Origin of the sequence: Natrinema sp. H-ect1 (assembly GCF_041821105.1) — an archaeon.
Lineage (GTDB): Archaea > Halobacteriota > Halobacteria > Halobacteriales > Natrialbaceae > Natrinema > Natrinema thermotolerans.
The window spans coordinates 16,321-36,527 of sequence record NZ_JBGUBA010000003.1; the positions used below are offsets into that span (position 1 = coordinate 16,321).

General features: G+C 67.3%; 22 protein-coding genes. 14 read left to right on the plus strand and 8 right to left on the minus strand.

Annotated elements, in window-relative coordinates:
- Positions 1-34 precede the first annotated feature (34 nt).
- Together ACERIM_RS08385 and ACERIM_RS08390 are read right to left on the minus strand one after the other, a co-directional pair.
- The gene (locus ACERIM_RS08385; protein ID WP_373632052.1) at positions 35-475 is read right to left on the minus strand and encodes a PIN domain-containing protein; all 441 of its coding nucleotides are present in this window, start codon (positions 473-475) and stop codon (positions 35-37) included.
- Positions 472-768 carry an AbrB/MazE/SpoVT family DNA-binding domain-containing protein gene (locus tag ACERIM_RS08390; protein WP_373632053.1) on the minus strand — a complete coding sequence of 99 codons (297 nt, stop codon included), beginning with the start codon at positions 766-768 and terminating at the stop codon, positions 472-474. The genes ACERIM_RS08385 and ACERIM_RS08390 overlap by 4 nt, the downstream gene beginning before the upstream one ends.
- Before the next feature lie 182 nt (positions 769-950).
- Here ACERIM_RS08390 and ACERIM_RS08395 point away from each other — a divergent pair, with 182 nt between their 5' ends.
- The 4 genes from ACERIM_RS08395 (at position 951) to ACERIM_RS08410 (ending at position 3,317) form a co-directional block, all read left to right on the plus strand.
- Positions 951-1,208 carry a hypothetical protein gene (locus tag ACERIM_RS08395; RefSeq protein ID WP_066300240.1) on the plus strand — a complete coding sequence of 86 codons (258 nt, stop codon included), beginning with the start codon at positions 951-953 and terminating at the stop codon, positions 1,206-1,208.
- Positions 1,209-1,285: 77 nt separating this feature from the next.
- Complete coding sequence (gene hisI / locus ACERIM_RS08400; RefSeq protein ID WP_373632055.1) at positions 1,286-1,654, plus strand: phosphoribosyl-AMP cyclohydrolase; 369 nt, start codon at positions 1,286-1,288, stop codon at positions 1,652-1,654.
- 1 nt (position 1,655) lies between these two features.
- Positions 1,656-2,834 carry a hypothetical protein gene (locus ACERIM_RS08405; protein ID WP_373632057.1) on the plus strand — a complete coding sequence of 393 codons (1,179 nt, stop codon included), beginning with the start codon at positions 1,656-1,658 and terminating at the stop codon, positions 2,832-2,834.
- 87 nt (positions 2,835-2,921) lie between these two features.
- Entirely contained in the window at positions 2,922-3,317 is a 396-nt protein-coding gene (locus tag ACERIM_RS08410) for a universal stress protein (protein WP_373632059.1), read from the plus strand.
- 368 nt (positions 3,318-3,685) lie between these two features.
- On the opposite strand, the gene glmM is transcribed toward ACERIM_RS08410, so the two are convergent.
- Positions 3,686-5,062, minus strand: coding sequence for a phosphoglucosamine mutase (gene glmM, locus ACERIM_RS08415; RefSeq protein WP_373632061.1), 1,377 nt, complete (start codon positions 5,060-5,062; stop codon positions 3,686-3,688).
- Positions 5,063-5,164: 102 nt separating this feature from the next.
- Here glmM and ACERIM_RS08420 point away from each other — a divergent pair, with 102 nt between their 5' ends.
- From ACERIM_RS08420 to ACERIM_RS08435, 4 genes are all read left to right on the plus strand, one after another.
- The gene (locus ACERIM_RS08420; RefSeq protein WP_373632063.1) at positions 5,165-5,998 is read left to right on the plus strand and encodes a hypothetical protein; all 834 of its coding nucleotides are present in this window, start codon (positions 5,165-5,167) and stop codon (positions 5,996-5,998) included.
- Between the two features lie 63 nt (positions 5,999-6,061).
- Complete coding sequence (locus ACERIM_RS08425; protein ID WP_373632065.1) at positions 6,062-6,583, plus strand: hypothetical protein; 522 nt, start codon at positions 6,062-6,064, stop codon at positions 6,581-6,583.
- 90 nt (positions 6,584-6,673) lie between these two features.
- Positions 6,674-7,531, plus strand: a complete 858-nt coding sequence (locus tag ACERIM_RS08430) for a ribose-phosphate diphosphokinase (RefSeq protein ID WP_373632066.1) — start codon at positions 6,674-6,676, stop codon at positions 7,529-7,531.
- 94 nt (positions 7,532-7,625) lie between these two features.
- Entirely contained in the window at positions 7,626-8,165 is a 540-nt protein-coding gene (locus ACERIM_RS08435) for a heme NO-binding domain-containing protein (RefSeq protein ID WP_373632068.1), read from the plus strand.
- Between the two features lie 15 nt (positions 8,166-8,180).
- Here the strand turns inward: ACERIM_RS08435 and ACERIM_RS08440 are convergent, their stop codons facing one another.
- From ACERIM_RS08440 to ACERIM_RS08450, 3 genes are all read right to left on the minus strand, one after another.
- Positions 8,181-10,229 (minus strand): hypothetical protein, encoded by a 2,049-nt coding sequence (locus ACERIM_RS08440; protein ID WP_373632070.1) that lies wholly within the window; start codon positions 10,227-10,229, stop codon positions 8,181-8,183.
- Positions 10,230-10,708: 479 nt separating this feature from the next.
- Positions 10,709-13,915, minus strand: a complete 3,207-nt coding sequence (ileS, locus tag ACERIM_RS08445) for an isoleucine--tRNA ligase (RefSeq protein WP_373632073.1) — start codon at positions 13,913-13,915, stop codon at positions 10,709-10,711.
- A gap of 91 nt (positions 13,916-14,006) precedes the next feature.
- Positions 14,007-14,660: a hypothetical protein gene (locus tag ACERIM_RS08450; protein ID WP_373632074.1), complete on the minus strand. Its 654-nt coding sequence runs from the start codon at positions 14,658-14,660 to the stop codon at positions 14,007-14,009.
- Positions 14,661-14,804: 144 nt separating this feature from the next.
- Here ACERIM_RS08450 and ACERIM_RS08455 point away from each other — a divergent pair, with 144 nt between their 5' ends.
- Together ACERIM_RS08455 and ACERIM_RS08460 are read left to right on the plus strand one after the other, a co-directional pair.
- Positions 14,805-15,377, plus strand: coding sequence for a helix-turn-helix transcriptional regulator (locus ACERIM_RS08455; protein WP_373632075.1), 573 nt, complete (start codon positions 14,805-14,807; stop codon positions 15,375-15,377).
- Positions 15,378-15,550: 173 nt separating this feature from the next.
- A complete protein-coding gene (locus ACERIM_RS08460) occupies positions 15,551-16,570 on the plus strand; it encodes a hypothetical protein (protein WP_373632077.1) in 1,020 nt (339 codons plus the stop codon).
- 155 nt (positions 16,571-16,725) lie between these two features.
- Here the strand turns inward: ACERIM_RS08460 and ACERIM_RS08465 are convergent, their stop codons facing one another.
- Positions 16,726-16,956, minus strand: a complete 231-nt coding sequence (locus tag ACERIM_RS08465; RefSeq protein ID WP_006648523.1) for a hypothetical protein — start codon at positions 16,954-16,956, stop codon at positions 16,726-16,728.
- A gap of 139 nt (positions 16,957-17,095) precedes the next feature.
- Between ACERIM_RS08465 and ACERIM_RS08470 the strand changes: the two genes are divergently transcribed.
- The 4 genes from ACERIM_RS08470 (at position 17,096) to ACERIM_RS08485 (ending at position 19,032) form a co-directional block, all read left to right on the plus strand.
- Positions 17,096-17,803: a uracil-DNA glycosylase family protein gene (locus ACERIM_RS08470; protein ID WP_373632079.1), complete on the plus strand. Its 708-nt coding sequence runs from the start codon at positions 17,096-17,098 to the stop codon at positions 17,801-17,803.
- A gap of 32 nt (positions 17,804-17,835) precedes the next feature.
- Positions 17,836-18,255 carry an HIT family protein gene (locus tag ACERIM_RS08475; protein ID WP_373632081.1) on the plus strand — a complete coding sequence of 140 codons (420 nt, stop codon included), beginning with the start codon at positions 17,836-17,838 and terminating at the stop codon, positions 18,253-18,255.
- A 156-nt stretch (positions 18,256-18,411) separates the two neighbouring features.
- On the plus strand, positions 18,412-18,717 hold the full coding sequence (locus ACERIM_RS08480) for a hypothetical protein (protein ID WP_006648520.1): 306 nt from the start codon (positions 18,412-18,414) through the stop codon (positions 18,715-18,717).
- A gap of 84 nt (positions 18,718-18,801) precedes the next feature.
- A complete protein-coding gene (locus ACERIM_RS08485) occupies positions 18,802-19,032 on the plus strand; it encodes a hypothetical protein (RefSeq protein WP_006648519.1) in 231 nt (76 codons plus the stop codon).
- Here ACERIM_RS08485 and ACERIM_RS08490 read toward each other — a convergent pair.
- Positions 19,024-20,049, minus strand: coding sequence for an A24 family peptidase (locus ACERIM_RS08490; protein ID WP_049905494.1), 1,026 nt, complete (start codon positions 20,047-20,049; stop codon positions 19,024-19,026). The two genes, ACERIM_RS08485 and ACERIM_RS08490, sit on opposite strands and share 9 nt — an antisense overlap.
- Between the last annotated feature and the right edge of the window lie 158 nt (positions 20,050-20,207).

Below are 20,207 nucleotides of genomic sequence, written 5' to 3' on the forward strand. Positions count from 1 at the left end.
GGCGGAGCGTTCCTCCCGATCCGATCTAGTAGGGCTATACGCCGTGGTCACGGAACCGCTCGCACGACACCTCGAGCGGGAGATCGTCGAAATCGTCATCGCCACCGACGACGAGCGTCGCGTCGCGTTCGGACGCGAGTGCAACGGCGGCCGCGTCGGCCAGCGAAATGCGTCCGTCGCCCTTTACTTCCCCGACGAGTCGCCAGTCGGGAGTTGCGACGGCCACTCCGCGTCGCTCGAGGGCACGGAGATCGCGGTCGGCGACGCGAAACGAATGGGTGGTCGGCGTTCCGTCGTTGGCCCCCTCGAACCGAGCGACGAGATAGAACACTTCGCTGGCGTTCGCGTCCGCGAGAAAGCCGTCCGCGTCACCGGCGAAAACGTCCAAAAGGAGGTCTGCAACGACTTCGTGTCCGGGTTCGCCGTAGAAGTATGCGATGATGGCTTCGGTGTCGAAAACGTAGCACTCGGTCATTCGTCGCTATCGGGCCGTAGTCGTTCGAAGCGCTCTGCCTCACGGCGGCGGTCTTCGTCTTTGAGTTCGTGCATCCGTTCGGTAATCGAGCCGGATTCGTGTGCGTCGGCGTGGATTCCGTGAAGTTCGTCCGGTGACGGAACCGGTTCGATGACGATTCGATCACTCTCCTCGTAGACGAACACCTCGCCAGGCGTCTCGATACCGAATTTCTCACGTAACGCCTTCGGGATGGTTGCCTGCCCCTTCTGCGAAACGCGTACTACCTCTGGACTAGTTGTATTACCACTCATTCTTAGTTGTACTCTTAGTGCCGTATCTTACTAAAAGCACCGTAGTAGCAGTACCGTCCGCTACTAGAGGCCGGACACTCACGCTCGAGCGAACCTGATCCCTCCACCACACGGACAGTCCAGCCGCTCGTGAACGCGCTTTATCCCCGTCGGGAGCCTCAGTTCTAGCGGAGGCGAACGACATGACAATTCAGGATCGCGGGACCGTACAGCAGCCGACCGACAGCGCCCGCGAGGACGCTGCCGACACGAGATGGGGTATCCGGGAGGGGATCGGCGTCTCGCTGGTCTCGATCTTCGGGCTGTTGTTCCTGGTGGTCGGCCTGCTGCTGGCTCCAGGACTGGCCGAAGCGGCGTCGACGGTCGCCATCACGGTCGGCCTGCTGGCGGTCGCGGTCGCGCTTGTCGTCGTCGGCCGCTGGAGTTGGCAGGGACGCTAGGGGATCATTTTTCGACGCGCTTGCGACGACCGAGTCGCGGCAAAAGACCTATCGCTCGGACGACCGATACCGCGAGTATGGACGAGGCAGTTTCGGTCGACTTCGGCGAGGACGGACTCGTCCCCGCCGTGGCACAGGACGCCGACTCCGGTGAGGTACTCATGCTCGCGTACGTCTCGCCGGAGGCCTTAGAGCGGACCCGCGAGACGGGCCGGGCCCACTACTACTCGCGGAGCCGCGAGGAGTTGTGGGAAAAGGGCGCAACCAGCGGCCACGTCCAGTCCGTCAGGGAGGTCCGCGTCGACTGCGACGCCGACACGCTGCTCTATCTGGTCGACCAGGAGGGCGGGGCGTGTCACACCGGCCACCGGTCGTGCTTCTACCGGACGATCGAGGGGAAAAACGTCGGCGAACAAGTGTTCGACCCCGATGCCGTCTACGAATAGGATGAGCGAACGCGCTCCGCCCTCCGACGCGCGCGCAGGCGCTACCGCAGGGAGCGACGACGGGCCGACCCCGCTCGAGGAACTCGAGGCCGCCCGGAACCGTCTCGAGACGATCGAGGACCGCATCGCCGACCACGACGAAGAAACGGTCGACGAGGTCGCGACGGCCTATCGGCGGGCCGAGACCCTGCTCGAGGACTACGTCGACCGCGCGACCGGCACCGGCAAGGAGAACTTCCAGGCCTACATCGAACTCGAGGGGAAGTTCGACGGGCTCGTCTCCGGACTCTCCGAGGACCTGCCCGAACACGAGGCCTTCGAGGACGCCCTCGAGGCGATCGACAAGCGCCGGCTCAGCGAGTCGGACTTCGAACGGGCCCGCGAGGCCCTCGAACCCGCCGCCGAGTACGCCGATTTGCTCGACGACCGCGAGAGCGCTCGCGCGGAGTTGGCCGAGGCTCGGAAGACCGCGAGCAAGCGCCTCCGGACCGTCGAGGACGAGATCGACGACCGCAAGCGCCTGCTCGAACTCGCGACCGCCGACTTAGACGCCCCCGTCGAGCGACTCCGCGAGCCGATCGAGCGCTACAATGAGGCCGTCCGCGAGGCGTTCCGCGAGTACCGGCTCGAGGCGAGCGCTCGCGAGGTGTTCGACCTGCTCGAGCGGAGTCGGTGGTACCCGTTCGTGGGCTACGAGCGGCCACCGGCGGACCTGTCGCGGTACGTCCGCGGGAACGACGCCGGCGAGTACACGATCCCCGAACTGCTCGAGTACGCCGACTACTCCCGGTCGAAGCTCTCTCATTACGTCGACAGCGCGGACGAACTCAAGCGCAACGTGGCGACCCAGCAGACGTTTCTCGACGGGATCGACGCCGAACCGCTGACGGTCGACTGGCCGCCCGAACCGGCCGGCGCACTGCGCCGCCGGGCGCGGGAGTATCGCCCCTTCGTCGCCCGGATCGCCGACGAGGACGTCGTGGCGAACCTCCGCGAGGTCCGGCTGCTCGCGACCGATCCCGACTACGATCGGCTCCAGACGGCCGCCCAGGCGGTCACACAGCTCTCGGCCGACCAGCGCCGACGGCTGACCGACGGCCGCGTCGAAGCCGAACTCGAGGAGTTGCGGGACGAACGCGAGCGGCTCGAGGACGCGCTCGAAACCGAGGACCCGGTCTGAGGCGTCGACCGGACGCGAGTCTCCGCGTCGGCGCGCCCCCCTCGAGCCGCCCCCCGTACTTTAGCCGCCGCCAGCCGAACGACGCGTATGGGCAGACACGTCCTCGTTCCGATGGACGACTCCGAACCCGCGCGGGCGGCGCTGGACCACGCCCTCGAGTGGGTGCCGGCCGACCGCGTGACGGTCGTCCACGCGGTCGACGACCTCACGGCCGACTACGAGGGCATCGTTTCGGGGGCCGACGAGCCGGATTTCTTCGCCGACGCGCGGGCGATCGCCGACGACCGCGGCCGGTCGCTCGAGACGGCCGTCGTCGAGGGTGGTGGGACGGCCGAGGCGATCCTCGAGTACGTCGACGAGGCCGGCGTCGACGCGATCGTGATGGGCAGCGAGGGGAAGGCGGGCGTCTCGCGGCTGTTGTTGGGCAGCGTCGCGGAGGCGGTCACGCGGCGGGCCGAGGTTCCGGTAACGATTGTTCCCTGAGTCGGTCGCGCTGTTCAGTACAGATGCGTATGGAACACGATAGATTGAGCTACGAATTATCAGCAGTTTGCAGGAAAGAATACAGACAAATAGCGATACTAATGAAAATCAGATATACTGTCCACGATTTGTCTCCACTTATAATAGTCACAACAGCAAGAACTGCAAACGCTAAGGCAACGATAGCCGAACGAATCGAACGGAGATGTGCTGTTAACAGCAAATACTGATCATCATTCATAGATAATGTATAGTATTTCTATAATATATGCCTTCTGTTAATAGAGGGTGGAGCTAATTACTACTTCGAGACCTGCGTGGCCTGTACTGAACAGTTAGGCCGCTCGAGCGGACGATAGAAACCGGGTTCAGGCGTCGGCCTTCGCGTCGGCCAGCGCGTCGTACATGTCCGCGACGAGTTCCTCGGCGCGGTCGCCCTCGCGGGCCTCGGCGTAGATCCGGACGAGCGGCTCGGTGCCGGAGGGGCGGGCCAGCACCCACGCGTCGCCGTAATCCAGCCGGTAGCCGTCTCGAGTGTTGAGGTCCGCGTCGGCCGCTTTGGCCTGGTTGGCGGCCGCATCGAGCATCGCGTCGCGTTCCGCCGTCGACTCGTACTCGAGGTTGCGCCGGACGTTGACGTAGCCGTCGTAGGGTGCGACGATTTCGCTGACCGGCCGCTCGGCGACTAACTCGAGGAATCGGGCCGCGGTGAAGGCCCCGTCCCGCGAGAGCCGGTAGTTCGGGAAGAAGATCCCGCCGTTGCCCTCGCCGGCGATCGGGACCCGCTCGCCCGACTCCTCGAGTTCGCGGATGCGGGTGATGATGTTCGTCGAACCGATCGGGGTGAGTTCGAGGTCGGCCCCGACCTCGTTCACGACGTCGACGAGCCGCTGGGAGACGTTGACCGCCGAGACGGTCGTGTCGCCGGCCTCGAGTTCGGCGGCGGCAAGCGCCGCGAGGGTGGCGTCGCCCTCGACGTACTCGCCGTCCTCGTCGAAGAAGATGGCCCGGTCGGCGTCGCCATCGTGGGCGATCCCGACGTCGGCGTCGGTCGATCGGACGAGCCGGCCCAGGTCGGCGAGGTTGTCGGGGACGGGTTCGGGGTCACGACCGGGGAAGTGGCCGTCCGGCTGGCCGTTGACGGTAACGACCCGACAGCCCAGTTCCCGGAAGAACTCGGGGCTGGTCAGCGCGCCCGCGCCGTGGCCGGGATCCAACGCGACGGTCAGGTCCGCGTCGGCGATCGGCTGGCGGTCGGCGGCCGCGAGCAACCCCTCGACGTAGGCCCGGCGAACGCCGTCGATCTCGCGGACCCGGCCCGTCTCGTCCCAGGCGGCCGCGGTGAACGATTCGGTCAGCAGTCGGTCCTCGATGGTCTCGAGGGTCGCGACCGAGAGTTCGACGCCGTCGGCCCCGACGAGTTTGATCCCGTTGTACTGGGGCGGGTTGTGCGAGGCCGTGACGACGATCACCGGGACCGCCTCGTGTTCGGCGTAGGTCTGTGCGCCAGGGGTAGGAACGATCCCCAGTCGGTCGACGTCGATGCCGATGCTCGCTAACCCACTGGCGGCCGCATCGGCCAGCATGCGGCCGGTGTAGCGGGTGTCGCGAGCGATCCCGACCCGCTCCGCGCCGGCGTCCTCGGCCCAGATCGTCCCCGCCGCCTTCGCGACGCGGAGGACGAACGCGGGCGTCAACTCCTCGTTGGCGACGCCCCGCGTCCCGCTCGATCCGAATATCTCCATTACGCGTTAATCGGCGGGGCCGCCCCATAGTGATTCCGCAAACCGCTCCCGAAGACGGCCCCGGGACGGAACGTTTTCGGCCCGTCCCGTCCACGGTCACGTATGCACTCGATCGAGGAGAAACGCGTCTACGGCGACCGAGAGGGCGCGATCACCGCCTATGTCGCGAGCGCGTTCGGTGTCGTTCGGGTCCGCGTCGCCGGCGACACCGTCGGCGAGTTCGGTCTCTGCGAACGCTGCGAGGCTCGAGGCGTCGCGACGACCGACGAGAGCGTCGCGATCGCGACCGACGAGGACGTCCGGGTGGCCCCGCTCGAGGACGGAGACGGGGGCGAGGAGTCGTTCGCCGAAACCGGGTTCGGCCCGGCGGTCGCCGTCGGTGCCGACGGCGGCGAGCTGCTCGCGGCCAGTCCCGATGGTCGGGTCGCCCGCCGGCCGGCAGGGGCCACGGAGTGGACCACGCTCACGGACGAGACCGTCGCGTCGGTACGGGCGATCGACGGCGATCTCGTCGGAACGGAAGACGGCGTCTATCGGATCCACGACGGCGGACTCGACCACGCCGGTCTGACCGACGTACGAGACGTCTCGGCCGCCGGCGTCCCGCTCGCGGCCACCGCCGAGGGCCTATACAAACTGGGCAACGGGTGGATGGCGATCCGCGAGGGACCGTTCGATGCCGTCTCGGCGGACCCCCGATCGGAACAGGGGACGCTGACGCGCGCACACGCAGTCGCGAGCGAGGAAGTATACGGCTACGCCGGCGACGACAAGTGGGACGCGCTCCCGGACGCGAGCGAACCGATCGTCGACGTCGGCTACGGCGAGACGGTCTACGCCGTGACCGAGGACGGAACCTTCCTAGCGGCCGCCGAGGACGGGTGGCGACCGCACCCGATCGGGGTCCGAGACGTGACCGGGCTGGCCGTGCGATAGCGGGAGACCGCCGATCCGCGTCTGACGGAGGTTTAATTACGTGGGCTGCTACCCACGGGATATATGGGAGAGCTACCACGACGGAAACTGCTAGCCGTAAGCGGTACTACCCTCACCGGCGCGGTCGCCGGCTGCATGGGCGGTGACGACGGCGACGACGGGAACGGTGACGGATCCGGGGACGGCGGGACCGACGACCCCGTCGACGGGGAAACCGAAAGCGAAACCGTCGACGGAACGATCCTCGGCGAGATCACCGTCGACAACCTAGACGGCGATGCCCACACGGTCGACATCATCGTCGAATTCGACCGGGAAATCGAGGACTGGGCGACCGAGGAACTCGAGGCCGGCGGCGGGACGACCCTCGATCGAAACTGGCCGACCGAGTCGGGGCAGTTCCGCGTGACGACGCGGCTCGATCAGGGCGAGCCGGTCGAAGTCACGCCGGCGGACTGGAACGACCCGTCGTGTCTGAACCTCTTCGTTCGGATCGATCGGAACGGGGAACTGACGCTCCTGAGCGATACGACCGGCGGACCGTGTGGCACCGGCGATCCGAGCGTCGACGACACCGACGCGTGACAGGCCCCGCCGGCCGCGCTCACGCCTGCCCGAGCAAGGGTGTGGGTCCAGAACGAAAACTGGTTTAGCCCCCGCGCTGTCGAACCGACTATGATCGTCAGCGGATCCGCGTCGCAGGCCCTGGCCGCGGCGCTGGCACGCGAACTCGAGGAACCGCTCGCCGCCGTCGAGTACGACCGCTTTCCCGACGGCGAACTGCTCGCGGCCGCCCCCGGCGTTGCCGAGGCCGACCCCGATCGAGCCGTGATCGTCGCCTCGACCGTCTCGAGCGACGCCCACCTCGAGCTGCTCCAGTTACAGGACGCCGTCCGCGAGGCCGGCGTCGAAGAGGTCGTCACCGTCCTGCCGTACATGGGATACGGCCGTCAGGACGCGGCCTTCGAGCCGGGCCATCCCGTCTCCGCGCGAGCGGTCGCCCGCGCGATTTCGACCGGGAGCGACCGCGTCCTGACCGTCAACCCCCACGAGACCGCCGTCTGCGAGTTCTTCGAGCCGACCGCGACGGCCGTCGATGCGGCGGGCCGGCTGGCCGATCCCCTTCCCGACGACCTCACCGAACCCGTCTTTCTCTCGCCCGATGCCGGCGCGATCGAGTTGGCCGAGACGGCCCGCGACGCCTACGGGACGGGCGAAACCGACTACTTCGAGAAGACCCGCCACTCCGGCACCGAGGTCGAAATCTCGCCAAGCGACGTCGACGTGGCCGGCCGCGACGTCGTCGTCGTCGACGACATCATCGCGACGGGATCGACGATGAGCGAGGCCGTCAGCGTCCTCTGCGATCGCGACGCCGGCCGCCTGTTCGTCACCTGCGTTCACCCGCTGTTGGCCCGCGATGCCGTCACGAAGCTCTCTCGAGCCGGTGTCGAAGCGATCTACGGCACCGACACCATCGAGCGGGGCGTCGATACCGTCTCGATCGCCCCCACGCTCGCCGAACACCTGTAAGTAAACGATTAAGTAGCCGCCGGACACGGGTCTAGGTGGTATCGCGTCGCACGACTGCGGTCGGATCGACCGCTCGGCGACGCGGGGGAGCCCGATGCACGGAATCGTCCACAAGACCCTCGAGGAGTACGTCGTCGAACGGACCGACGACGACACCTGGGACACGATCGTCGAGCGCTCGGAACTGGAGCCGCAGCTGTACCTGCCCGTCTCGCATTACGACGACGACGAGATCGACGCCATCCTCGAGACGCTCTCGGGGATGGCGTCGCAGGACAGGGCCGCGATCGAACGCGATTTCGGCCGGCGGCTGGCCCCGGAACTACTCTCGACGTTCAGCGCACACGTCGGCAGCGACTGGGACCTCCCCGAGTTGCTGGTCGGTCTCGAAGACGTCTACGACGACATCGAAACCGCAACCGACGAGACGTCGCTGCCGAAGTTGTCCTGTACTCGCGAGTCCGATCACGCGATCGTCACGTACGACACTCACCGAGATCGCCAGTACTGCGGGCTCGCCCACGGAATTCTCGACGGGCTCGTCGCTGCGTTCGACGCCGACGCGACGGTCACGAAAACCGACTGCGTCGCGGACGGGGCCGACGCCTGTCGGTTCCGGGTCGACTTCGAGTGAGTGCCGGCACGGGAATTATCGTCGCCGAGCCGCCAGAACGGTCACGACCAGCAGAAGGAACGCGCCGAGCGTCGCCAAAACCCCGAAGCCGGGGACGTCGTCGATCGCCGCGGCCGGCCCCGTCTCGCCGACGCTGACCGTCGCCGTTCGCTCGCCGACGCCGACCTCGTACCGACTCGCCTCGTCGAACCGGAGTTCGGCTTCGACCGTCGCCGTCCCGTCGGGACGAACCGCTACCGGTCGCTTGGCGGCGACGCCGTCGACGGTTCGGAACGCGAGAACGGCAGCCCCGGACCCGTCGCCGGCGGCTTCGACGGTGGCGGTCGCCGTCACCGGCTCGCCGGGGTCGACCGCCTCGGGCTCGAGCCGGAGGTCGGTGACGGTCACGCTCGGCGACGAGCGGACGACGGCCGTCAGCCGCTCCGAACCGACGCGCAGGACGTACGTCCCGGGGTCTTCGGGCGTCCACGAGAGCCGGTGAGAGCGCTCCCCGCCGGGTGCGAGCGTCCCCTGCCGATGAGCGACGGTTCGGCCGTCGGCCCCCAGCGTCAAATCGTACGTCCCCTCGTGCTCGCCGACGTTGGTGACCGTCGCCGGGAGCGTCACCGACTCGCCGGCGGGCACGACGATCACCTCGTCAGTGCCGGCGTCGACGCCCGCCTCGGACGCCGACCACCGCGGCCACTCCTCGCCGGCGACCTCGGTCGGACCCGTCCCGAACCCGTACTCGAAGCTCGCGACCGACTGGTCGAACGCGGCCCGGTGGTCCGCTCGACTCCACACGTCGGGCGTCGCGTCCGTGCGAGTGTAGCGCTCGGCGTCGGTCCGGACGGCCGTCCCGCCGTAGGCCTCGATCGAGCCCAGGAGGTCTGCCTCGGTCGCCGCATCGTCGTCGGCGTTCAGGTCCCGGACGATGTCCGCCAGCGTTCGATCACCGTCGGTCGCAACGCGTAACTGGCGGTCGATCTCGCCGGCCACGAGCGCGCCTTTGACGTAATCGGTCCGTTCGTGCTCCCACGTCCCGGGGTCGGCGAGCGCGCCGTCGGCGTAGGGCGACTCCGTCCCGCGCTCGAGCAGTCGGCTGAACCCCTCGAAATCGGTATAACCGGCCTCGAGAGCCAGCAGTCCAGCGTGGTAATCGGCCTGTCCCTCGACGACCCACTCCGTCTCGGTCGTCGTCCCGTCGGCGGTGTTGGCAAAGCGCTGGCGGACGTGGACGTACTCGTGGAGCCAGGCCGGGTTCGGACTGTCGAGCGGTTCGTCCGCGACGACCCAGGCGTCGGACTCGCCGTACTGGATGCCCCGGGGACCCCAGTCGACGGTGTCGGGGACCGCGACGACGAACGTCTCGTCGGGTCGCGCTCCGACCTCGAGCCGGTCGCTCGCGTCGGCCAGCGCCGTGAGGATCGCGTCGGGCGACTCCTCGAGCGTCGCGGCCTCGGGGACGGCCAGCCGGAACCGCTCCCCATCGACGGTCCGTTCGCGTTCGGTCACCGCGCCGAAGAAGGCGATATCGCCGCCGGTCGCGCCGGGGCCGTCCACCCGAACCGTCTCCTCGATGCCGACCGGATCCGTCCGACGCAGCGAGATCGCCACGTCCGGGACCGGGACGACCGCCCACTCGCCAGTGTCGACGAAGGAATACCCTTCGCCGGTCGCGCCGGCACCCTGCGAACCCGTTCGGTCGGCCGGCATCGTATATCGGACCGTCGGCTCGTCGGTCGTCTCCGTCCACTCGAGGGTCCGCTCGCCGGTCCGCTCGAACCCCGTCATCGACTCGACGGTCGCACCTCGCTCGAGTTCGATCTCGAGTTCAGTCACCGAGTCGGGCACCCGAAACGTCGTTTCCGTCTCGAAGACGTCGGTGTCGGTCGGCCGATGGCGGAGCGTCGTCGTTCGATGGAGGACGTCCGACGAACTCCCAGTCGCTGCCGCGCCGACGGACGGACTCCCGAGATCGGCGCTCGCGGGCGCTCGATCGGTCGGTGTCCCGGCGGCGATGCCGGCCGGGAGGCTACAGGCGAGCAAGACGACGAACGCGAGGGTCACGAACCGGGAGGTCACTACCCCCCACTGGTGAATCAGCGGACAAGACTTTTATGGCAGCCGTAGTGTCACTCGACGACGAAAGAGCGGCCATCGCGAGTTTCTCGAGATTCCAAAACGCAGACCGGTCGGCTTCGCCTCCCGGTCTCAGTCCGACGGCTCGGCGGCCGCCAGCGGCTCGAGCGCGATCTCGGCATCCACCTTTTTACGCGTCGGGTTCGGTCGCTGCTCACGGTTCCCGTTGGTCACCGCTCGCTGTCCGAGGACTCACTCTGTTCGCCCTCGCTTTCCTCCCTCACCACTCGCGTAAAAATCTGGACCAAAAAAGCCGTCTCGCTACGCTCGGCGGAACTTAATCGGAGGCTTCAGCAGCCGCCAGCGGCTCGAGCGCGATCTCGGCATCCACCTTTTTACGCGTCGGGTTCGGTCGTTCCACTCCCTCACCACTCGCGTAAAAATCTGGACCAAAAAAGCCGTCTCGCTACGCTCGACGGGACTTAATCGGAGGCTTCAGCAGCCGCCAGCGGCTCGAGCGCGATTTCCATCGTCACACCTTCGACCTCCCACTCCTTGCGGTGGCCGTCCTCGACCTCGCGGCGCTCGTCGGCACGGACTTCCTCGCTGATGAGGTCCGTGCGCTCGGCGACGAGATCGGCCACGCGGTCGTCCTCGATCGTGAGATCCAGCGCGATCCGTTCCTCGACGTCGAGGTCGAGGTCCTTACGCATCTCCTGGACCCGGCGAATGACCTCGCGAGCGTAGCCCTCGCTCTCGATGTCGTCGGTCAGCGAGGCGTCGACGTAGACGACGCCGCGGTCGTCGCCGTCGAGGCCGAAGGCGGTGCCGGCGACGCCGTCGGGGGTCTGGGTGACGAAGGAAACCATCTCGTCGGTGATCCCCTCGTCGTCCTCGAGGACATCGGACACGGCGTCTTCGATCGCCTCGAGGCCGGGCTCGTCGATGCGGGCCTCGTTGAGCGCGTTCATGACCTGCCCGGCGCGGTCGCCGAAGGCCGGCCCGAGTTCGCTCATGTCGGCCTCGGCGCTGTAGGAGAGTTCGCCCCAGCGTTCGTCGGGCGAGACGAGTTCGATCTCACGGGCGTTGAGTCGCTCCTCGAGCAGGCCAGGGTGGCGGGACACGGCCTCGACGACCCGCTCGTCGTCGGCGGCGACGACGACGCGCGGAACGGGCCAGCGCAGCTTCCGGCCAGCCTGCTGACGGGCGTTCGCGCCGGCCTCCTCGATCGCGCGGAGGAGCGCGACGTCGGTCTCGAGTTGCTCGTCGGCCCAGTACTCCTCGACGGCGGGCCAGTCCTCCATGTGGACGGTCGGGTGGCCGTCGTCGCCGGTCAGCGTCCCGTAGATCTCCTCGCTGATGAACGGCGCATAGGGAGCAAGTAGCGCGACCGTCTCCCGCAGCACGCGGTAGAGCGTCGCGTAGGCGGCCTGCTTCGAGTCGCTGTCGGCCTCGTCCCACATGCGCTCGCGGACCGCCTGCACGTAGAACCGCGAGACGTCCTCGACGACGAACTCGAGGAGGGCATCGATCGCCTTGTCCTGGCGGAACTCCTCGAACGCCGCGGTCATCTCGGCTTTCGTGGACTGCAGTCGAGCAAGGACCCACTCGTCGAGGGGCTCGAGGTGGTCGTCGACCGACTCGAGGGTCGTCTCGGTGGGATCGAACTCGTCCAACCGCATGTACGGCAGCGGGAACCGGAAGACGTTCCACAGCGTCCGGAGGTGGTTCTCCATCGTCTGCATCCCGTCCCAGTCGAAGCGCATGTCCTCGCCCTGTGGGTTGTTCGACAGCAGGAACAGCCGCATCACGTCCCGGCCGTGGCGGTCGATCGCCTCGTGGGGATCGATCAGGATGTCCTTGGACTTGCTCATCGCGCGGCCGTCGGGCATCAGCGCGTGGCCGTGCATCAGGACCTCCTGATAGGGACTCTCGCCGAGCGCGGCGGTGCCCATCCCCAGCTGGGACCAGAACCAGCCCCGGGTCTGGTCGTGGGCCTCGAGGATGAAGTCGGCGGGCCAGAGTTCGTCGAACCGGCTGTCGTCCTCGGGGTAGTTCAGGGTGCCCCACGAGGCGACCGAGGAGTCGAGCCAGACGTCGAAGACGTCGGGGACGCGGGTGTAGGTGGTGCCGTCCTCGGTGATCGTCAACTCGTCGACGGTGTCCTTGTGGAGGTCCACGGTTTGGGAATCGATCTCCTGATCGACCCGCTCGGCGAGTTCCTCGCGGTCGCTGATGACGATTCGGTCCTCGTCGTCGTCGCGGTCCTCGGGGGTCCAGACGGGCAGCGGGATGCCCCAGTAGCGCTGGCGGGAGACGTTCCAGTCCGGCGCTTCCTCGACGAAGTCCCGGAAGCGGTTGTCGCGGGCCCACTCGGGGTGCCACTCGCTGTCCTCGATGTTCTCGAGCAGCTCGTCTTTCACGTCGGTGATCGTGATGAACCACTGGTCGGTGACGATCTGGACGATCCCCGTGTCACAGCGCCAGCAGTGGCCGTAGCTGTGGGAGATCGTCTCCGACGCGAGCAGGTCGCCGTCGGCCTCGAGGTCGGCGATGATCTCCTCGTTGGCGTCGCGGACGAACTGACCCTCGTACGCCCCGCCGTCGTCGGTGTAGACGCCGTCGCTGCCGACTGGACAGAAGATCGGGAAGTCCAGTTCGCGACCGCGCTCGAAGTCCTCCTCACCGTGGCCGGGCGCGGAGTGGACGAGGCCGGTACCGTCGCCGTGCGTGTCGACGTAGTCGGCGGCATAGACCTGACAGGCCCCCTCGTGGTCGGGATGGTCCGGAACGCGGTCGGCCATCGGGTGGTCGTAGGCCCAGCCCAGCAGGTCCTCGCCGGTGTGTTCTTCGACGACCTCGTAGTCGTCGTAGCGGCCCGCTTTCAGCACGTCCTCGAACTTCGGTTCGGCGACGTACAGCAGTTCCTCCTCGCCGTCCTTCTCCGCGCGGACACCGACGTAGTCGCCCGCCTCGTCGACGGCGACGAAGGTGTTGGCGGGGATGGTCCACGGGGTCGTCGTCCAGATGACGAGTTTCCCGTCCCGATCCTCGAGGTCGAACTTGACGTAGATCGAGGGGTCCTCGACGTCCTCGTACTCGACCTCGTTGTTCGCGATCGCGGTCTCACACCGGGGACACTGCGAGATCGAGCGGTGGCCCTTCTCGACGAGTCCGCGGTCGGCGGCGTTCGAAAAGCCCCACCAGGCGGCCTCCATGTACTCCGGTTCGACCGTCCGGTAGGGGTCGTCCCAGTCCATCCAGACGCCGAAGTCCTGGAAGTCCGCCTGCAGGCCCTCGAGTTGCTCGTCGGCGTAGTCCTTGCACTCCTGGATGAAGTTCTCCTCGCCGAACTCCTCGATGTCCTTCTTGTTCTCGAAACCCAGCCGCTCCTCGACGCGGGTCTCGATCGGGAGCCCGTGCATGTCGTAGCCCGGACGGTCGGTGACGTCGTACCCCTGCATTCGGAAGAAGCGGAGGTAGACGTCCTTCAGCGACTTGTTCCAGGTCGTCCCCATGTGGGCCGAACCCGACGTGTACGGCGGGCCGTCGACGAAGAAGAAGGACTCACCGTCCGACCGATGCTCGACCGTCTGCTCGTAGGCGTCGACGTCGTCCCAGTACTCGAAGACCCGCTGCTCGAGTTCGTGGGGGTCGTACTGGTCGTCGACCTCGGCGAACCTGCTCATACCCGACCTAATCGCCTCCGGCAGTAAAGAGGAATCGATATCGCGGGTCCCGCGCTAGCCGCAGTGTCGGCTCGGCGTCGTGGCGGGCAGCTCAGTCCGTGACGACGACGACCCGCTCGGCCGCCAGATCGACCTGCGCTTCGTATCGTACCTCATTCGAGTCGGGATCGCTGATCTCGACGGTGACGTCGTCCTCGGCGTACGTCTGCTCGGCCGGCGAAACCACGACGGCGTCGTCTCCGCGCTCGACGGTGAAGTCCCCGGATTCGCCGGTGAACGTCCGGGCCGTGGTCCCGTTTTCCGCCTCGACGGTCGTCGTCTCCGAGAGGGAGATCGACATCCGGTGCATCGAGTCGGCGTGGATCCCCTTGATGGGTTCGACCGCGAGTTCGTACTCGTCCATCGATTCGAGCCGCCGCGTGACGGTCTCGTTGGCGCGCGCGATCTCGAGCGCGCGGTCTCGTTCCGCGTCCGTCAGCGGATCGGCCGGCTCGGAATCGACGGTCAGCCGACCGTCGGCCGCCGCGATCTCGATCGATTCGGTTCCGGAGACGTTCTCGAGGACGGTGACCTCGCTGTCGCCGTCCGAAAACGTCACCCCGTTCTCGGAGACGCTGAACTCGCCGCCGGAGCCGGTCGCGATCGGGTCGCCGAGTCCGACGGCGGCCCCCGCCCACGCCGTTCCGACGCCGAACGACGCGAGAGCGAGCAGCGCGATCAGCCGGACGGCGACGGGACGGTTCATACGTTCTCCGTTGTCCGGAAGCCCTCATCAACGTTGTGTCGAAACTCGTTTGAAACGCGTTTCAAGCGCGTTTCAGTGGTGTTTCACGGCGGTTCTCCCGGTCAGAATCGGTGGTCATTAGGAGACGTGTTCGAATGGCGAACTATGGATCTGCGGGCCCTCCACACGAGACAACTCTTTGCGGCGGTCCTCTTTCTCGCATCGACGGTCGTACTGGCGATCCAGCTGATCAACCCGTCGCCGGTCATGGTCACGGTCGGCGAAAACGGGACCGAAGTCGCCGAGCTGGGCGGTTACTTCGAATACACCGACGTTGCAGTAATCGCGATCGCGGCGTGTTCGCTCGGTGCGAGCGGCACGTACGTCCTCCTCGGCGGGTCTGTCGGGGACCCGGCGAGCGCACGGGAACGGCGAACCAGCGACGGGGACGTAGCGGGGCCGGCTCCCGTCGAGACGGAACCCAACGGCGAACCGAGCGACGAACTCCTCGAGGCCCGCCGCCGGGAGTGGGAGGAGACGGCCGAGCGGCTCGCGAACAACGAGCGGACGATCTACGAGACGCTGCTCGAGGCCGACGGCGTGTTGCCCCAGAGCGAGATCGTCGAGCGGACCGACCTCTCGAAAGCGACCGTCAGTCGGGGATTGGACGGCCTCGAGACCAAGAACCTCGTCGAGCGGAAGCGCCGCGGGATGGGGAACACGGTCTTGCTGTTGTAGCCACAACCGGCGTATCGGCCGAAATTCGGCCCGTAACCGTTCCGAAACACGTTTTCAACGGGTGACTAAGGGGGCTTTCAAACGACCCGTAACCGGGCGGCGCGAACGACCGACCCGACGAACGACCGACGCTCGTCGACGGCCGGTCGACGCGCTCGCCCGAGAGAGACATCATGCAAACGAAAACGAAACTGACCGCACTCGCGCTCGCAGTGTTGCTTGCCATCGGGACCGGTGGCATCGCCGCCGCGACCGGCGCGAGTTCCGGGACTGACGAACTGGCCGACGAACCGCACCACCAGTCGACGGTCGACGTCGACGGATACGAGTTCACGGTTTCGACCGAAGACGACGGGTTCGGCGCGGATCGAACCGCCGACCTCGAGGCGATACCGGCGATGGTACTGAACGACGACGAAGCCGGGGACTGGCTCCGCGATCACGTCGGAACGGACGACGACCTCGTCCTCGAAGTCTACGGCTCGCTACAGCGAGACGACGACAGCGCACACGTCCGTATCCATCCGGACCGAACGGCCGAACACGGGGACGCGCGTCCCCTGCTGGAGGCGACGGTCGACACCGAGACCGGCACCGTCGACGTCGTCGGCACCGACACCGAGCCCGTCGAGTCGGCTCACCGACTCGAGGCCACCGAATCGACCGATATCGACATGTCCGATCGGCGGGTCACACTCGTCGACGACGGCGCAGTCGTGGACGAACTGACGACCGACGTGGTGTCCACCGTGGAGTCCATCACCCGGTTCGACATCCGATCGGTAGCGACCGTCGACGACGGGGAGACGTTCACCGTCGATACCGACGCCGACGACACCGATCGAGCGACGACCGACGCCGACCTCGCGGTCCGCGATCCGAACGATGAACTGACCGACGCCGAACTCGAGACGGTTCGAACGCTCGTGACGAACGACGAAGCGGCGACGGAGCGGTTACGGGATCGGTTCCCGACCGCCGAGACGATCACGCTGACCGTCCACGGCGTCGAGCCAAGCGGAGACGTACACGTCGACGCTACTGCACCGGGTGACAACCCCGAGACGGCAGTCGTCGTCTCCCCGTCCAGCGGCAACGTGTCGGTCGATGCGGCTACGCTGCTCGAAGCCAGTGAGAGTAGCCGGATCGACACCGACGGCTCGACGGTCGTCTGGAAAACCAACGCAGCGTAACTGACCGGCGTCCACTGACGACCGGCAAGCGGAATTCGAAGCGGCGCTCACGACGATCGCACGACGGACGTGCGATCGGCCGTGACGTACTGTCAGCGGCTGGTCGGTAGAGCAGGTGCGACGCGGGGTTCAAAATAGACCGGCGAACGGACGACTCAGACGTACTCCGAGAGGACCTTCTGGTAGCCGACGCCGTACGCACCGGCATACAGCATGAGGCCGCCGAGCGCGCCGAGCCACAGGGCGATCATCGCCTCGCCGGTACCGAGGTGTTGGAGACTCGCCTGCTCGACGAGGACGCCACCGACCGTCAAGACGCCGGCGACGACGGTATACAGGACCAGTTGCAGTGATTCCGCGAGCAGTTCCGGGCCGAGGGATGTCATTAGGACTTCTCTACCCACCCACCCAACGTAAACCTGTCCCCTCGAGTGCGACGCATCCACACGGTCGGCGACGACTACTCGACCGGCAGCCGCGGCCGGGAACCGACTCGGCTAAACCGCTGGGAACGTAGTCCGGACCGTGCCCGCGTCCGATTCCGAGACCGACGCCGACGACGGGTCGGCGACCGGCGACGATCCCGCCGTTCCGACCGAGCGCAACGTCCTCGAGACCGACTGTACGCGCTGTCCGAAACTGGCCGAGAGCCGCGAGTGCATCTCGTGGGGGACCGGCCCGCTCGACGCGAGCGTCGTGGTCGTCGGCGAAGCACCCGGCTACGGGACCCCCGACGCGGACCGCTGGCAGGGCGGCAACTGGACCGGGAAGGCCTACACCTCGCGTCACTCCGGCCGCCGGATCCGGCGCATGCTCGAGCGAGTCGGCTACGGCGACGACGCCTACTACACGAACGCGGTGAAGTGTTTTCCAGCCGATCCGGACGACCCCACCACCAACCGCGAGCCGACGCCCGAGGAACGAACGAACTGCCGATCGCATCTGCTGACCGAACTCGAGGAGATCGATCCGACGGTCGTCCTCGCGACCGGCAAACACGCGACGGAGACGGTACTCGCGGCCGAGAGCCGTGACCTCGAGGGGTTTCTCGACAGCGTCCTCGAGCCGGTGTGGTGTGACCGCCTCGGCGTGTGGCTCGTACCGATCCTCCATCCCTCGTATCAGGACGTCTGGATCGGCCGGCTGGGATACGAACCCGAAGAGTATCTCGCGGCGATCGCCGAGACGCTCGACGACCTGTGTCGTGGCCGGGACAGCGGTAGCGGCAAGTAAACTTCTTACGACGAGACGACACATACCCGCGTATGAGTACGATCTTCAGCCAGATCGTGGCGGGGGAGATCCCCGCACGGATCGTGTACGAGGACGAGACGACGATCGCCTTCCTGGATGCCAATCCGCTCGCGCCGGGCCACACGCTCGTCATCCCGAAAGACGAGTACGAGCGGCTGAACGACGTCCCCGACGACGTCGCCACGGACCTCTACGAGACCGTCCACCACATGGTCCCCGTCGTCGAGGACGCGGTCGACGCCGACGCGACCACCGTCGCGTTCAACAACGGCGAAGAAGCCGGCCAGGAAGTACCCCACGTCCACTGTCACATCGTCCCCCGGTTCGAGGGCGACGGCGGCGGCCCGATCCACGCCGTCGCGGGCGACCGCCCGGATCTCGACGACGACGAACTCGACGACATCGCCGCCGACATCGAGGCCAGCGCCTGAGATCGGCGGCTCAGTTCTCGCCGTCGCTCGAGCGGCCCACCCGCTCGAGCGCGCCGGCCACGTTCCGTGAGCGAAGCGCTCGTCCCTCGGTCGTCCGCCGCCGGCGAATATATTCGTCCCGAGGGCTTTGCACCGTCGCCCCGAGGTCGGGAACGAATGAGCGATCGGGAGGAGACCCTGCGGGAGCTGGCGGCGCGGCTGTGCGAGAAGGAGGCCGTCGCCGACGCGTTCGTCGCGAAGAGTTTCACCGACCACCACCTGCTGGTCGACCTCGAGGACGGGGAGTCGATGCCGACGGAGATCCGCGAGCTGCTTGCGGCCCACGACCTTCGTGGGGCGAACGCGGAGTACGACACCGACGCGGATGATCCCTCGTTCGCGGGCGATTTAGAAGACGGAACGCGTCACCAGTTCGTCGATACCGAAACACGGGGCGACCACCAGTCCTACGTCGTGGACTGACGGCGGTGCCGTCGGTGGACGACCCGTTGGCTGCCACGGTATGGCTGTCGTGACGTTTTTGCCGTCCGCACGCGACGCTGGCGTATGGCCTTCGCCGGCATCGTCGCCCAGTTTCGCGCCCACCCCGTTGCCACCGTCCTCGAACTCGGCAGCGTCCTCGTCTGCTGTCTGCTGTTTGCCGGTACCTTCGTCCTGCTCTCGACTGGCGTGCCGACCGGGCGGGGCGACCCGTGGCTCGTCCTGATCGGGCTCGGTGTCGCGTTCGTCCTCTTCTGGACGGCGCTGGTGCCGCTCTACGAGCGGACCCTAGAGTAGGGTCCCGAGCAGCAGGTCGCCGTAGACCAGTGCGATCACCAACCCGGCGAAGATCGGCACCAGGAACGGCGTTCCCGGTGAGATCCAGACCGTCTCGTTTTCGCTTAGCACCTCGAGTCCCTCCCGGAGCGTCTCGGGCGTCGTCCCGTAGGCCGAGCCCTCGATGTCGTCGAGGAACGCCTCGGCACCCCACGGATCGTCAGCGGGCACTCCCTGCGAGTCGGTCGCCGCAGTCGCGGCCGTCTCGGTTTCGGCCCCCTCGAGCGCGCCGCCGTCGCCCCGGATATCGGCGTCGGCAGTCACCGCACCGTCGGTCGGCGGGTTCGGCTCGTCGGGGAGGGTGGCGGGGTCGCGGTACCGCTCGGGGGCTTCGCGCAACTGCGCCAGCGAGAGTCCCCGCCAGCGCAGGTACATCCGCAGGGCGTCGAGGTCGAGGCCGCCCCGCGAGAGCCCCGTCGGCGTCTCGAGCAGGCGGCCGTGGGTCTCCGGAATCCGCTCCCACGGGACCGGCCAGCCGACGAGCATCACGGGCGCGATCCGGCCCGCGGCGGCGTTGCGGATCGCCAGCACGACCGGGAGCGCGACCGCGACGAGGACGGCGTTGGTCAGGATCGTAAACGAGAAAGCACCGATCCGGGTCGGCTCGAGCGGCAGTGTCACCGGCCCCAGCGCGTACTCGGGGAAGGTCGGGAAAAGGACCGCGAGGACGAGTAAGGCCTTCGCGTCGGCCCCGCCGAAGCCGCCGACCCACCAGAACAGGTAGGCGATTGGGACGACCAGTCCCAGGCTGATCGCCGTCGGGACGAGGAAGTCGTAGCTCCAGGCGGTCCCGCCGGCAGCCCACGCCAGTCGGGCGTCCCAGAGCAGCAGGACGGCCCCGAGGAGCGCGAGGGGGATCCAGACGGTACTCGAGACGCGCCTGGTCTCGATGTCGCGGTAGGCGGTCCAGGCGAAGACGGGGACGGCGACGAGTCGAAGGAGGTCCGGCCCGGTCGCAACGGTACCAGCGAGCGTCACGGGCGTCCCTGCGAAGCGCGGTGCCGTTACGTTTTCGGCCTCCGGGCGGCATCGGGGGCGACCGCGACCGTACCGGTTTCCCCGGGTGTGCCAGTATCGGACAGCGAACCGGCCGGGAACTGAACGCAAGAGCAGCGGTGGTCGCTCACGGTCGAATT

Coding starts and splice junctions, on each gene's coding strand:
- ACERIM_RS08455 (WP_373632075.1), top strand. CDS start 14,805: ATGGATCTGCGGGCCCTCCACACGAGACAACTCTTTGCGGCGGTCCTC.
- ACERIM_RS08430 (WP_373632066.1), top strand. CDS start 6,674: ATGATCGTCAGCGGATCCGCGTCGCAGGCCCTGGCCGCGGCGCTGGCA.
- ACERIM_RS08425 (WP_373632065.1), top strand. CDS start 6,062: ATGGGAGAGCTACCACGACGGAAACTGCTAGCCGTAAGCGGTACTACC.
- ACERIM_RS08460 (WP_373632077.1), top strand. CDS start 15,551: ATGCAAACGAAAACGAAACTGACCGCACTCGCGCTCGCAGTGTTGCTT.
- ACERIM_RS08385 (WP_373632052.1), bottom strand. CDS start 475: ATGACCGAGTGCTACGTTTTCGACACCGAAGCCATCATCGCATACTTC.
- ACERIM_RS08420 (WP_373632063.1), top strand. CDS start 5,165: ATGCACTCGATCGAGGAGAAACGCGTCTACGGCGACCGAGAGGGCGCG.
- ACERIM_RS08435 (WP_373632068.1), top strand. CDS start 7,626: ATGCACGGAATCGTCCACAAGACCCTCGAGGAGTACGTCGTCGAACGG.
- ACERIM_RS08410 (WP_373632059.1), top strand. CDS start 2,922: ATGGGCAGACACGTCCTCGTTCCGATGGACGACTCCGAACCCGCGCGG.
- ileS (WP_373632073.1), bottom strand. CDS start 13,915: ATGAGCAGGTTCGCCGAGGTCGACGACCAGTACGACCCCCACGAACTC.
- ACERIM_RS08485 (WP_006648519.1), top strand. CDS start 18,802: ATGGCCTTCGCCGGCATCGTCGCCCAGTTTCGCGCCCACCCCGTTGCC.
- ACERIM_RS08475 (WP_373632081.1), top strand. CDS start 17,836: ATGAGTACGATCTTCAGCCAGATCGTGGCGGGGGAGATCCCCGCACGG.
- ACERIM_RS08390 (WP_373632053.1), bottom strand. CDS start 768: ATGAGTGGTAATACAACTAGTCCAGAGGTAGTACGCGTTTCGCAGAAG.
- ACERIM_RS08480 (WP_006648520.1), top strand. CDS start 18,412: ATGAGCGATCGGGAGGAGACCCTGCGGGAGCTGGCGGCGCGGCTGTGC.
- ACERIM_RS08395 (WP_066300240.1), top strand. CDS start 951: ATGACAATTCAGGATCGCGGGACCGTACAGCAGCCGACCGACAGCGCC.
- hisI (WP_373632055.1), top strand. CDS start 1,286: ATGGACGAGGCAGTTTCGGTCGACTTCGGCGAGGACGGACTCGTCCCC.
- ACERIM_RS08465 (WP_006648523.1), bottom strand. CDS start 16,956: ATGACATCCCTCGGCCCGGAACTGCTCGCGGAATCACTGCAACTGGTC.
- ACERIM_RS08450 (WP_373632074.1), bottom strand. CDS start 14,660: ATGAACCGTCCCGTCGCCGTCCGGCTGATCGCGCTGCTCGCTCTCGCG.
- glmM (WP_373632061.1), bottom strand. CDS start 5,062: ATGGAGATATTCGGATCGAGCGGGACGCGGGGCGTCGCCAACGAGGAG.
- ACERIM_RS08405 (WP_373632057.1), top strand. CDS start 1,656: ATGAGCGAACGCGCTCCGCCCTCCGACGCGCGCGCAGGCGCTACCGCA.